Source organism: Dielma fastidiosa (genome assembly GCF_003475485.1).
GTDB classification, from domain to species: Bacteria; Bacillota_I; Bacilli_A; order Erysipelotrichales; family Erysipelotrichaceae; genus Dielma; species Dielma fastidiosa.
Genome location: NZ_QRQL01000001.1, coordinates 1 through 11588 on the forward strand (window position 1 = coordinate 1; position 11588 = coordinate 11588).

The window sequence follows — 11588 nt, forward strand, 5'->3', positions numbered from 1 at the left end:
TTGCTCCCGTGAAGATAACTAGCTGCCAGGTGATCGACCCTTCATTGGGTCTTTTTTTTATGTTTGATTTCATGTATAATAATACGAGGTGATGACAATGGGTAAGAAAGTATTGCTGGGTTTATCCGGCGGTGTAGATTCGGCAGTAGCGGCTGTCATTCTAAAGGAACAGGGTTATGATGTTACTTGTGCATTTATGCGTAACTGGGATGCACTGGCAAACAATGATATATTAGGAAATCCGACGATTCAGGATGACGTTTGTCCTCAGGAAGCGGATTATATGGATGCGAAACGGGTAGCAGACCGGTTAGGTCTTGAGCTTTTACGCGTGGATTTTGTGAAAGAATACTGGGATAATGTTTTTACACAATTCTTAGATGAATATAAAAAAGGCAGAACGCCTAATCCAGATATTCTATGTAATAAATATGTAAAATTTGATGCTTTCTTTAAATTTGCGATGGAACAAGGCTTTGACTTAGTGGCAACCGGCCATTATGCCAGAGTCAGCAATGAAGGTGAAACTAAGTTATTGCGGGGAAGTGATGAGAATAAAGACCAGACTTATTTCTTATGTCAGGTACCGGTTCATGCGCTTGCGAAGACATTGTTTCCTATTGGTGATTTAGCAAAGCCTGAGGTACGGCGGATTGCTGATGAGTGGGAGCTGGCGGTTGCGAAAAAGAAAGATTCCACCGGCATCTGTTTTATTGGTGAACGTAATTTCAAACAATTCCTGCAGAATTATCTGCCTGCTAAACCGGGAATTATTGTCGATATAAATAGCTTAGCTCAGGTTGGCAGCCATGAGGGTGTGCTATACTATACGATTGGTCAGCGCCGCGGCATGGGAATCGGCGGTGATCACGGTCCTTATTTTGTCGTAGGCAAGGATGTTGAGAAGAATATTCTTTATGTTGCCAATGGTGATGAAAATGAATGGCTGTTAAGTGACAGCTGTTTGGTTAGCGGTGTCAATTGGTTTGCCAAGGATAAGCCGCAGGGTGAGCTTCAATGCAGTGCGAAATTCCGTTATCGTCAAAAAGATAATGAGGTAACGATTCGTTTTATTGATGACACTACGGTATTTGTGAAATGTGACCCTGCGGTTAAGGCGGTTACATGCGGTCAGGAAGCGGTTTTCTATCAGGGTGAGTGCTGTCTTGGCGGCGGTGTGATCGATGAAGTGTTCTATCACGGTGAAGCATTAGCATCCCGTTTGGAAAAGAGACTTGCCAATGGCCGTTAAACTGACAGGCACAAGGATGGACAAGGCACCTTTATCGCCGCTGCGCTGTCTGTTGTTGATTCTTAATTACTATGTAGGCTTTGCTTACTTTTATCCGCGATGGGCGGCCCGTATTACATTATGGCTTAATCCTTGGGCAATCCAGACATCAAGTGCGGTCTTATTTGCTTTTTATATTTGGATGATCCTATTCTCAGTCATCGTAGCTTTTCCGCTGTTTAAGGAAAGCTGGCAGAAATTGCCGCCGCTGAGTAAAGTGCTGAAAAATGTCTTCTTTTTATGTATCATCGTTTATTTAGCAAATATCGGCTTCTCTTTGATTGCCTCAATGTTGTCAGGGACGGCCAGCAGTGTAAATCAGGAGGGATTGGATCAGTCAATGAAGGCCATTCCGCTGCTGACGGCTTTTATCACTGTCATCTATGCACCGATTGTTGAGGAAACCTTGTTTCGCGGTGTCTTTTTTCGCTGCTGCCGTGGAAAGCTGAACTTTATCTGTTCCATGCTGATCAGCGGCTTGATGTTTGGCTCAATTCATATTTATTCATCGCTGCTGGCGGGTAATTTTACCGATGCCTGGTACTTGCTGACATATGCCGGTATCGGCTTCATATTATGTATTGCCTATGAGCAGAATGATTCGATCTATCCGAGTATCATGCTTCATTTTATGGTTAACCTGCTGGGCACCTTAGCCATGTTTTTATAAGGAGGGCGAAGATGGAAGAGCTTATTGAGATTGTTGGTAAATTTGTTTCGATCCGCTATCGCAACGATTATAACGGCTTTACGGTAGCTCGTTTTCGTCTGCATGAATTAAATGAGAAAGACTGTATAGTGACTGGCTGCTTTGCTGCTTTGCAGATGGATGTGCTTGTTTCATTGAAGGGCAGTTATATCGAACATGAAAAATATGGCGTACAATTTGCTGCGCAAAGCATGGAAAAGGTCATGCCTAAGGATGAGGACTCTTTGGTGCGTTATTTTTCCAGCGCGCTGTTTCCCGGCATTGGCCGCAAGACTGCTGAAATGATTGTCGCTGAATTGGGTAATGACGCCATTCAGCGAATTAAGGCAGATCCCGATGTACTGATTCCTTTGTTTAAGAAGAAAAATGACAAGCGTATTCAATCAATCATTAACGGCATTGATGAAAATGATGAGGTTGATGACAGCATTGTATTTTTCAATAAGCTTGGTTTAGGTGTCCGCAATATCATGAAGCTGGAAGTGGTTTATGGCGCTGACGCCGCAGCTATCATCAAAAATAATCCCTATCAGATGATTGAAGACATTGACGGCATCGGTTTTAAAACCGCTGATAAAATTGCTTACAGTCTGGGCTTTGAACAGCATCATCCGTATCGTTTAAAGGCACTGCTGCTGTCAGTGCTGTTGGATGCCTGTATGAGCAGCGGCAACAGTTTTCTAAACTATGATGAATTTATGACTGCTTTTTCCAAGCGTCTGCGCAAAGAAGGCTTGATGCTGACTGCCGAAGAGATTGATGAGTATGTAGAACAGCTGAAAATGGACCGGATGATCATTATTGAAGAAAACCGCATCTATCACAGCACACAATATGATGCAGAGAAGGGGATTGCTTCTTTTTTATCAGGTTTTCCTTATGTGAATGAGATTGAAGCAATTACGGACGATCTTGAGGAGCGTCTGAAAGAGGTTGAAGCTGATTTTGCGATTACTTATGAAGAAAAACAGAAAGCAGCAATCCGTGATTTTTTTAATGAATCCTTTTCCATCCTGACAGGCGGACCCGGTACTGGTAAAACAACGATTGTGAGAGGTATTATTGCCCTGTACCGCAATTATTACCCCTACAACAATATTGCTTTATGCGCACCGACCGGCCGAGCCGCTAAACGGCTTAGTGAATGCAGCGATGTACAGGCTACAACGATTCATCGTTTATTGAAATGGGATCTTGAAAGCAATACGTTTTTAGTTAATGCTGAGGAACCGATTACTGCGGATCTGTTGATTATCGATGAATTTTCTATGGTTGATCAATGGCTATTCTATAATTTATTGCTGGCCAGCAAGCAGGTAAAGAAAATCCTTGTGATCGGTGATGAAGACCAGCTGCCTTCGGTGGGGCCCGGCTGTGTGCTGAAGGATCTGATTGCCAGCCAGTGCTTTAAGGTATGCCGGCTGGAAAAAATCTTCAGGCAGAGTCAGGGCAGCGATGCTGTTGAACTGGCTCATGAAATCCGCCGCGGCTGCTGTACGGTATTGGACAGCGGTCATGATGTCGCGTTTTTTGAATGCCGTAATTATCAGGTAAAGGATCAGATTTTAAAGATTGTCAACAATGCCTTTGAAAAGGGATATGCTGATACGGATATTCAAGTGCTGGCACCGATGTACAGCGGTGTATCCGGAATCGACGGTTTAAATCTCGCCTTACAGAAATTATGCAACCCGCCGGCGCTTTATAAGAAGGAAATCCGTTTAGGCTTTCGAACCTTTCGGGAAGGCGATAAGGTCTTACAGCTGAAAAATCAGCCGGATGATGATGTCTATAACGGAGATATCGGCAGGATTGCGGAGATTGTGCCTGCGGAAGAGGATTTTAATCATCAAAATCGTATCTTTGTTGATTTTGACGGTATCATTGTCGAATATACACCAGAGAATTTTAATGTGCTGACGCATGCTTATTGTGTTTCAATTCATAAATCACAGGGCAGTGAATATCCAATCGTGATTATGCCGATCTTAAATGAGCACCATATCATGCTGCAGCGCCGTTTAATCTATACCGGTGTTACCCGCGCCAAAAAAAGTTTGGTTTTGCTGGGGGAACGGGAGGCTTTTGAAAAAGCGATTCTTCAGCAGGAAAGAAAAATCAGAAATACGACTTTAGAATTAAGAATCCGCGAATATTTTGGATAAATTCATTGCTCTCACTCATACTAAAAAGTGATAAGGAGTGATTACTATGAATAAAAGTCTTATGACACTGCTTTGCGGTATTGGCATTGGTGTTTTGGTTGGTTATTGCAAGGAAAGCGAAATTGATGAGCTTTGCTATAAAGGCCGCCGCGCTAAAAAACAGATGATGAGAAATCTTCATTCAGTTCAAGAGTATCTTGACTAAACCCCATTCGTTGGGGTTTTTCTATGAAAGAAAAAGTAAATCAGCTGCGCGTTCTCTTAATGCGCTGGCTGCCGGCTTGTCTTAGCATATATATCCTAGTGCTGATTTTAAAAGCAGTAGGTCTCTATGATCCGCTGATAACCTTACTCCTGGCGCTGAAGCCTTTGCTGTATGGTTTAATATTAGCTTTGTCATTGCAGCCTATCATCATGAGCTTAAATAAGTATTTCACGAACCGCACCTCAGTGTTTATTGTCTACGGCGGCGGTATGATTGTTTTTCTTGGCTTTTTGCTGTTGCTGCTGCCGGTTTTGATTAATGAGCTGTCAACGATTTCATCAACATTAGAAAGCTGGCTGGGCGAATTATCGTCCTGGCTGAATGCTAATCAGCTGGATTTTGTTTTTAATGATGATTTCAAACGCTCACTCATCAACAACTCAACAGATATCGGCATGAAATTTGTGATGGATGGCGTGTCTGGCTTTACTATTTTTACCCTCAGCTATATGATTGCTTTTTTTATCAGCATTGATTTTGATGCCGGGGTGAATATGGTTAAAAAATATGTCGTTGATCATCAGCGATGGTTTAATTTTTATAAGACGGGAAGCAATGTGGTTGTACAGTATATTATCGGTACTTGTATTGATCTGCTGTTTATTTTTGTCAGTGTTTTTCTGATTCTTGTCTTGTTTAAATTTCCCAATAGTCTGTTGTATGCCGGTTTGTTGGCTTTGTTAAATTTATTCCCTTATATCGGCGCAACCATCGGTATTTTATTGATTGCCTTAGCCGGTTATCTGCATTTTACGCAGTTTCCGATTTTATGTATTGCTGTGGTGTGGGTGCTTCAGCAGATAGAGGCCAATTTCATTCAGCCGCTGATCTTTCATAAAGCGATGGATGTGCATCCCTTATACCTGTTTCTAGGCTTGCTGCTGGGGGAAGCGATGTTAGGTGTTATCGGCTTAATTCTCTCACCAATTTTAGCCAGTTTTATGCAAATATCAGTACGCAGTTATATGCATGCCGCTTCCCATCAGAATGTCGGCGGCTGGGAAGATATTTTCTGGTGAGATGCTTGAAGAATAAAATTTCATATGCTATAATTACAAAGGCAAAATGATGAAAATGAGGAGTAAAATTAACACTTCTGAAGAGAGCAGGCGGTTGGTGTGAGCCTGTGAGGTGAAGGTTTGAAGGCTGCGTTGGAGTTTTGCGCGTACCCTTACGCTAATTAAGGATAACTAAGTGCACAGCCTTGCTGTGAATCAGGATGGTACCGCGTAATTATTACGTTCCTGGACGACAGGAGCGTTTTTTTATGCTTCAATTAAAAGGAGGAAATTTTATGAAAAATTTAACTGGCAGTGAAATTAGACAAATGTTTTTAGATTATTTTAAAAGTAACGGTCATATGGTTGAACCGGGAGCGTCTTTAGTGCCGCATAACGATCCTACGTTGTTATGGATCAATTCAGGGGTTGCCGCTTTAAAGAAATATTTTGACGGCACGATCAAACCAGCCAACAATCGGATTACCAATGCGCAGAAATCAATCCGTACCAATGATATTGAAAATGTCGGCAGAACGGCTCGTCACCATACATTCTTTGAAATGCTCGGCAATTTCTCAATTGGTGATTATTTTAAGCGTGAGGCGATCACTTATGCTTGGACTTTTTTAACAAGTCCTGAATATATCGGTTTTGAAAAGGAAAGAATGTATGTGACGGTACATCCTGATGATACTGAAGCTTATAATATCTGGGTGAATGAAATGGGTGTTGATCCTTCGCATATTTGTAAGACAGAACACAATTTCTGGCAGATTGGTGAAGGTCCGTGCGGTCCGAATACGGAAATGTTCTATGACCGCGGTGAAGCGTATGATCCAGAGCATATCGGTGAACGGCTGTTTTTTGAGGATTTGGACAATGACCGCTATATTGAAATCTGGAATGTGGTTTTCTCACAGTATGACGGCAAAGAGGGCGTTGACCGCAAGGACTATAAGGAATTACCGCAGAAGAATATTGATACCGGGATGGGGCTTGAGCGTTTAGCCTGCATCTTACAAGATGGTGAAACTAACTTTGATACCGATCTCTTCCTGCCGCTGATTCATGCGACTGAAAAGTTTACTTCTATTCCTTATGCTGAGAATAAGATGGCATACCGTGTTATTGCTGATCACATCCGTACAGTGACTTTCGCATTGGCTGATGGCGCGCTGTTTGCGAATGAAGGCCGCGGCTATGTGCTTCGCCGTGTGCTTCGCCGGGCTGTAAGATTCGGCAGAAAGCTGAAGATTGAAGGTGCCTTTATGTATCAGCTGGTACCGGTTGTTTATGAGATCATGAAGGATTACTATCCTTATATCGGTGAAAAGATCGAATATATTCAAAAGCTTGTGAAGGCTGAGGAAGAACGTTTCCATGATACTTTAGCTGATGGCGAGCGTCTGATGAATGAAGTAATCGCATCTACAAAGGATAAGGTAATCAGCGGGGAAACAGCGTTTAAGCTTTATGATACTTATGGTTTCCCATTTGAATTAACTGTTGAAATGGCTCAGGAGTCAGGCTTTGAAGTAGATAAAGAGGGCTTCGACAAGGAAATGGAGAAACAGCGTGAAAGAGCTAGAAACAGCCGTGAAGCGCTGGAATCAATGAACTCACAGTCAGCCGATTTAATGAACTTTACAGAGGCCAGCAAATTCATCGGTTATGAAGAGACAATTTGTCATGCAAAGGTCATTGCTTGCTTCGTAGACGGTCACCAAGTGGATGTGATTGATGAAGAAGGCGATGTTATCTTATCAGAAACTTGTTTCTATGCGGAAAGCGGCGGACAGGTGGCAGACAGCGGTGTGCTGCTGAACGGCGCGATGAAGGCAAAGGTTAGTGATGTGAAGAAGGCTCCGCATAAGCAGCATCTGCATCATGTTAAGCTTGTGAATGGTACGATTAAATGCGGTGATGACGTTACCGGTCAGATTGATACCGAAAAGCGTTTGATTATCACCAGCAATCACTCTGCCTGTCACTTGCTGCAAAGCGCTTTGAAGGCTGTTGTAGGCAGTCATATCGCACAAGCCGGATCATTTGTCAGCGATGAATATCTGCGTTTTGACTTCACCCATTTTGAAAAGGTGAGTGAGGAACAGCTCCAGCAGATTGAAGATTTAGTCAATCAATATATCGCACAGAAAAATCCGGTAATGATTCAGAATATGAATATTGATGAAGCCCGCAAGACAGGCGCAACCGCCTTGTTTGATGAAAAGTACGGCGATGTTGTCCGCGTTGTCAGCATGGGTGATGTTTCTAAAGAATTCTGCGGCGGCTGTCATGTTCACAACACACAGGAAATCGGTGTCTTTAAGATTGAATCTGAAGAGAGTATCGGATCAGGTGTGCGCCGTATCGTAGCCAAGAGCGGTTATGCTGCTTATCGTGATTTTGTCGCATTGGAAAATCAATTGAAGGAGATTGCCGGCATGCTGAAGCTGAACGGTTTAAGCAATGTGGTGGCAAAGAGCACGCAGATGCTTGATGAATTAAATACCGTAAAGAAAGAAAATGCGGCGCTCAATGCTTCGATGCTTGTCCTTAAGGCTGACGAGCTTGCTAAGAATGCGGTTGATGTAAATGGCACAGCTATGTTAGTTGAACGCATTGATAATGTTGAAGGCAATACGTTAAAGGATATGGTAATGACTTTGCGTGATAAGATCGACGGGGTTGTCTTTATCGGCGGCAGTCATAATGGCAAGGTTGTCTTTGTCAGCGGTGCGAGTCAGAAGGCGGTTAAGGCTGGCTGTCACTGCGGTAATCTGGTTAAGCAGGCAGCGCTGATCTGCGATGGTAAGGGCGGCGGCCGGCCGGATCTTGCTCAGGCGGGCGGCAAATCTGATGAGAAGCTTGATGAAGCACTTAAAGATGTTAAAAATAAACTAGGTTTAGGACTTTAATTTTAATATAAATTAAGGTAAAATAAATGAAAAGGAGGTACTCCTATGAAAAAAGATGTTACTGAAACGATGGCCTTTAAATCCGATGATCTAAGACGTGACAACATTCGTCATATTTTAAGAATCGTCGATGAGGCATTAAAAGAAAGAGGTTATAATTCTGTCAATCAATTAGCCGGTTATTTGATTTCTAATGATCCGGCATATATTTCCAGTCATAATAATGCCCGCTCAATCATCCAGAGCGTTGAGCGTTACGAGATCATCGAAGAGATGGTGCGTACATATCTGGAAGATCTTAAGCAATGAAGCGGATCTTAGGACTGGATCTTGGCAGCCGCACCTGCGGGGTAAGTGTCAGCGATGTTATGGGGATGATTGCCCGGCCGGTAGAAACACTGCGTTTTCAGGATGATGATTATGATCAGTGCCTGGTATTGCTACAGAAGTATATCGATGAGTTTCAGATTGAAACGGTAGTTCTCGGACTGCCAAAGCATATGAATGGCGATATAGGCATCCGCGGTGAGGTTTCAATTGCTTTTAAGGAAAAGCTTGAAGCTCAGGGCTTAAAAGTCGTATTATGGGATGAGCGGCTGACCACCGTTGCGGCGGAACGCATTTTGATTGCGGCAGATGTATCGCGTAAAAAGCGCAAGCAGGTCATTGATCAAATGGCGTCGGTGCAGATTCTGCAAGGTTATCTTGATAGTAAAAGTTAAGGGCTGATTGCCCTTTCTTATTAATGGAGGAAAAAGTATGTTGGAATCAAACAGTTTATTTATTACTGATGAAAATGGCAAAGAAGTAGAGATGGAGATTCTTTTTACCTTTGATGATGAAGGCCGCGGAAAGAAGTATGTTGTGTTCTGTGACCCTAAGGATGAAAGCGGTGAAGTCTTCGCTTCCTGCTATGATGATGAGGGCAATCTGCTGCCGATTGAAACGGATGAGGAATGGGCAATGGTAGAAGAAGTGCTTGGCGCTTTTGGCGAAGATGAAGAAGCTTAATAAAAAGGGTCTTGTTCTTGCCTTTGTTCTATTACTGGCAATCCTTGTCGGCTTGGGTGGTTTCATGTATTACCGCTCAGGGCTTGAACCGGTAAGTCATGTAGAAAATCCTATTGAATTTGAGATCAGTGAAGGTGAAAACGCGGATCAGATTCTTAAAAATCTAAAGGATAACTATATCATTAAAAATGAACTTGTTGCGAAGCTGGTGATGAAGCAGAAGGGCCTGAGTGATTTTAAGGCGGGTACTTATACACTTGATAAATCATGGACACCTGAGGAAATACTGACGGTCTTAAATGATCCAAATGCGGCGATGAGCAATCAGGTATCAATCACGATTCCTGAAGGCTATTGGGCTAAGGATATCGCTGAAACAGTGGCTGAGAATACAAATGTAAGCGCCGAGGAGCTGATGGCGCTTTGGAATGATGAAGCCTTTTTGGATGAGATGATCGCAAAGTATGAATTTTTAGATGAAAGCATAAAAAATCCAGAGCTGACAGTAGCACTGGAAGGATACCTTTATCCGGAAACCTATTTCTTTTACCGCGAGACTAATGCCCGCGATGTGACGATGCGTTTCCTTGATGAGTTTGACCGCAATTATCAGATGTTTAAGGGTCAGCTGGAAGGCAGTGAAATGAGCTTCCATGACTTGGTAACCTTGGCATCGGTCGTGCAGTTTGAATCGGGGCATCCGGATGATATGAAACTGATTGCCGGTATCTTTGAAAACCGTCTGCGTGACGGCTATCGTCTGCAGTCAAGCGTGACGGTTTGTTATGCCCTCTATGAGTATGACAGCTGGCTGGACTGTGAACAGAATTATGAGGTAGAAAGTCCATATAATACATATATGATCGATGGCCTGCCGATTGGACCGGTATGTAATCCAGGTATCGATGCCATTGAAGCGGTATTGAATCCGACACCTTCCGATTACATGTATTTTATTGCCGATGTTTATGGTGATAAAACAGTTTATTATGCAACTACCTATGAAGAGCATCTAGCGAATATTGAACAGTATCTCAATTACTAAGAGGTGACAGCAGTGAAAAAATCAGTAATTATCGGTATTGCCGGCGGCAGTGCTTCTGGGAAGTCATCGATTTCCCGGCGCTTAAAGGAAAGATATGAAAATACCAATTCAGTAGTTATTATCCGTCAGGATGATTACTATAAGGATCAGAAAAATAAGACGATGGAGGAACGTGTAAAAACGAATTACGATCATCCATTTGCTTTTGATAATGATTTATTTGTAGCCCAGCTAAAACAGCTGATGGCGGGTGTCGCTATTGAAAAGCCGGTTTATGATTTTGTTGTTCATACCCGCAGTGAGGAGACTGAACATATAGAGCCAAGCGATGTAATTGTGATTGAGGGCTTGTTTATTCTTGAGGATGAGCAGCTGCGTGATCTTTGTGATATCAGGATCTTTGTGGATACGGATGATGATATCCGCTTTATCCGGCGTTTGATCCGTGATGTGAAAAAACGCGGCAGAACGATTGATTCAGTGATTGAACAGTATACGACAACCGTAAAAGTAATGCATAATACTTTTATTGAACCGAGCCGAAAATATGCGGATATCATAATTCCAGAGGGCGGTCACAATCAGGTGGCAATCGATCTGCTGACGACAAAAATCAGTAGTATAATACAGGAAAATATGCTATAATAGCCGAGTTAAGGAGTGATAAAATGGCTTCAGAAGATAAGAAGGTACTTGTAACCAAAGAAGGTTATAATGAGTTATTGCAGGAACAGGAAAATTTAATTCATGTAGTTCGACAGGATGTAATCCGTGAATTACAGGAAGCGCGCGCACAGGGTGACTTGAGTGAAAATGCGGACTATGATGCGGCTCGTGACCGTCAGGCACGTGTTGAAGCACGTATTCGTGATTTGGAAGCAATGCTGGCAAATGTTGAAATCATTGATGATGAGGCAGCCAGCCGGAAGAAAAACAGCAAGACGGTAAAGCTGGGTTCAACAGTAAAAATCTTGGATTTGGAATCCAATGAAGAAGAGACTTATACGATCGTCGGTTCAGTAGAATCAGATCCTTTGCAGGGTAAATTATCAAATATCACCCCGCTTGCGGCAGCGATCATCGACAGCAAGGTCGGCGATGTTGTAACGGTGAATCAGGTTGAAGAACCTTATGATGTTAAGATTTTGGAATTGATCGGATAATCAAACAAAATCATATAGAT

The 11588-nt window shown here is 42.7% G+C and carries 12 protein-coding genes and 1 other annotated feature; all 12 genes read left to right on the forward strand.

Features of this window, described 5'->3' with window-relative positions; genetic code table 11:
• Positions 1 to 97: 97 nt before the first annotated feature.
• Positions 98 to 1252: a tRNA 2-thiouridine(34) synthase MnmA gene (gene mnmA, locus DWZ33_RS00005; RefSeq protein ID WP_026881070.1), complete on the forward strand. Its 1155-nt coding sequence runs from the start codon at positions 98 to 100 to the stop codon at positions 1250 to 1252.
• A complete protein-coding gene (locus tag DWZ33_RS00010) occupies positions 1242 to 1961 on the forward strand; it encodes a CPBP family intramembrane glutamic endopeptidase (protein WP_118453345.1) in 720 nt (239 codons plus the stop codon). The genes mnmA and DWZ33_RS00010 overlap by 11 nt, the downstream gene beginning before the upstream one ends.
• A gap of 11 nt (positions 1962 to 1972) precedes the next feature.
• Positions 1973 to 4165 (forward strand): SF1B family DNA helicase RecD2, encoded by a 2193-nt coding sequence (gene recD2, locus DWZ33_RS00015; protein WP_118453347.1) that lies wholly within the window; start codon positions 1973 to 1975, stop codon positions 4163 to 4165.
• A 46-nt stretch (positions 4166 to 4211) separates the two neighbouring features.
• The gene (locus DWZ33_RS17900) at positions 4212 to 4370 is read left to right on the forward strand and encodes a hypothetical protein (protein ID WP_022939722.1); all 159 of its coding nucleotides are present in this window, start codon (positions 4212 to 4214) and stop codon (positions 4368 to 4370) included.
• Between the two features lie 23 nt (positions 4371 to 4393).
• A complete protein-coding gene (locus DWZ33_RS00020; RefSeq protein WP_118453349.1) occupies positions 4394 to 5449 on the forward strand; it encodes an AI-2E family transporter in 1056 nt (351 codons plus the stop codon).
• A gap of 40 nt (positions 5450 to 5489) precedes the next feature.
• Positions 5490 to 5679, forward strand: a binding site (T-box leader).
• A 45-nt stretch (positions 5680 to 5724) separates the two neighbouring features.
• The gene (alaS, locus tag DWZ33_RS00025; RefSeq protein ID WP_147352859.1) at positions 5725 to 8349 is read left to right on the forward strand and encodes an alanine--tRNA ligase; all 2625 of its coding nucleotides are present in this window, start codon (positions 5725 to 5727) and stop codon (positions 8347 to 8349) included.
• A gap of 45 nt (positions 8350 to 8394) precedes the next feature.
• Complete coding sequence (locus tag DWZ33_RS00030; RefSeq protein ID WP_022939719.1) at positions 8395 to 8658, forward strand: IreB family regulatory phosphoprotein; 264 nt, start codon at positions 8395 to 8397, stop codon at positions 8656 to 8658.
• Positions 8655 to 9071 carry a Holliday junction resolvase RuvX gene (ruvX, locus tag DWZ33_RS00035; protein WP_022939718.1) on the forward strand — a complete coding sequence of 139 codons (417 nt, stop codon included), beginning with the start codon at positions 8655 to 8657 and terminating at the stop codon, positions 9069 to 9071. The genes DWZ33_RS00030 and ruvX overlap by 4 nt, the downstream gene beginning before the upstream one ends.
• A gap of 37 nt (positions 9072 to 9108) precedes the next feature.
• A complete protein-coding gene (locus DWZ33_RS00040) occupies positions 9109 to 9360 on the forward strand; it encodes a DUF1292 domain-containing protein (protein ID WP_022939717.1) in 252 nt (83 codons plus the stop codon).
• Positions 9347 to 10405: an endolytic transglycosylase MltG gene (gene mltG / locus DWZ33_RS00045; RefSeq protein WP_118453351.1), complete on the forward strand. Its 1059-nt coding sequence runs from the start codon at positions 9347 to 9349 to the stop codon at positions 10403 to 10405. Before DWZ33_RS00040 ends, mltG begins: the two co-directional genes overlap by 14 nt.
• Before the next feature lie 12 nt (positions 10406 to 10417).
• Entirely contained in the window at positions 10418 to 11050 is a 633-nt protein-coding gene (gene udk / locus DWZ33_RS00050; RefSeq protein ID WP_022939715.1) for a uridine kinase, read from the forward strand.
• 23 nt (positions 11051 to 11073) lie between these two features.
• The gene (gene greA / locus DWZ33_RS00055; RefSeq protein WP_022939714.1) at positions 11074 to 11568 is read left to right on the forward strand and encodes a transcription elongation factor GreA; all 495 of its coding nucleotides are present in this window, start codon (positions 11074 to 11076) and stop codon (positions 11566 to 11568) included.
• Positions 11569 to 11588 lie beyond the last annotated feature (20 nt).

What these genes read in the sequence shown, in the direction of transcription:
- recD2 (WP_118453347.1), top strand. Translation starts at nt 1,973, where the DNA reads ATGGAAGAGCTTATTGAGATTGTTGGTAAATTTGTTTCGATCCGCTAT.
- mnmA (WP_026881070.1), top strand. Translation starts at nt 98, where the DNA reads ATGGGTAAGAAAGTATTGCTGGGTTTATCCGGCGGTGTAGATTCGGCA.
- mltG (WP_118453351.1), top strand. Translation starts at nt 9,347, where the DNA reads ATGAAGAAGCTTAATAAAAAGGGTCTTGTTCTTGCCTTTGTTCTATTA.
- alaS (WP_147352859.1), top strand. Translation starts at nt 5,725, where the DNA reads ATGAAAAATTTAACTGGCAGTGAAATTAGACAAATGTTTTTAGATTAT.
- DWZ33_RS00030 (WP_022939719.1), top strand. Translation starts at nt 8,395, where the DNA reads ATGAAAAAAGATGTTACTGAAACGATGGCCTTTAAATCCGATGATCTA.
- DWZ33_RS00020 (WP_118453349.1), top strand. Translation starts at nt 4,394, where the DNA reads ATGAAAGAAAAAGTAAATCAGCTGCGCGTTCTCTTAATGCGCTGGCTG.
- greA (WP_022939714.1), top strand. Translation starts at nt 11,074, where the DNA reads ATGGCTTCAGAAGATAAGAAGGTACTTGTAACCAAAGAAGGTTATAAT.
- DWZ33_RS00010 (WP_118453345.1), top strand. Translation starts at nt 1,242, where the DNA reads ATGGCCGTTAAACTGACAGGCACAAGGATGGACAAGGCACCTTTATCG.
- DWZ33_RS00040 (WP_022939717.1), top strand. Translation starts at nt 9,109, where the DNA reads ATGTTGGAATCAAACAGTTTATTTATTACTGATGAAAATGGCAAAGAA.
- ruvX (WP_022939718.1), top strand. Translation starts at nt 8,655, where the DNA reads ATGAAGCGGATCTTAGGACTGGATCTTGGCAGCCGCACCTGCGGGGTA.
- DWZ33_RS17900 (WP_022939722.1), top strand. Translation starts at nt 4,212, where the DNA reads ATGAATAAAAGTCTTATGACACTGCTTTGCGGTATTGGCATTGGTGTT.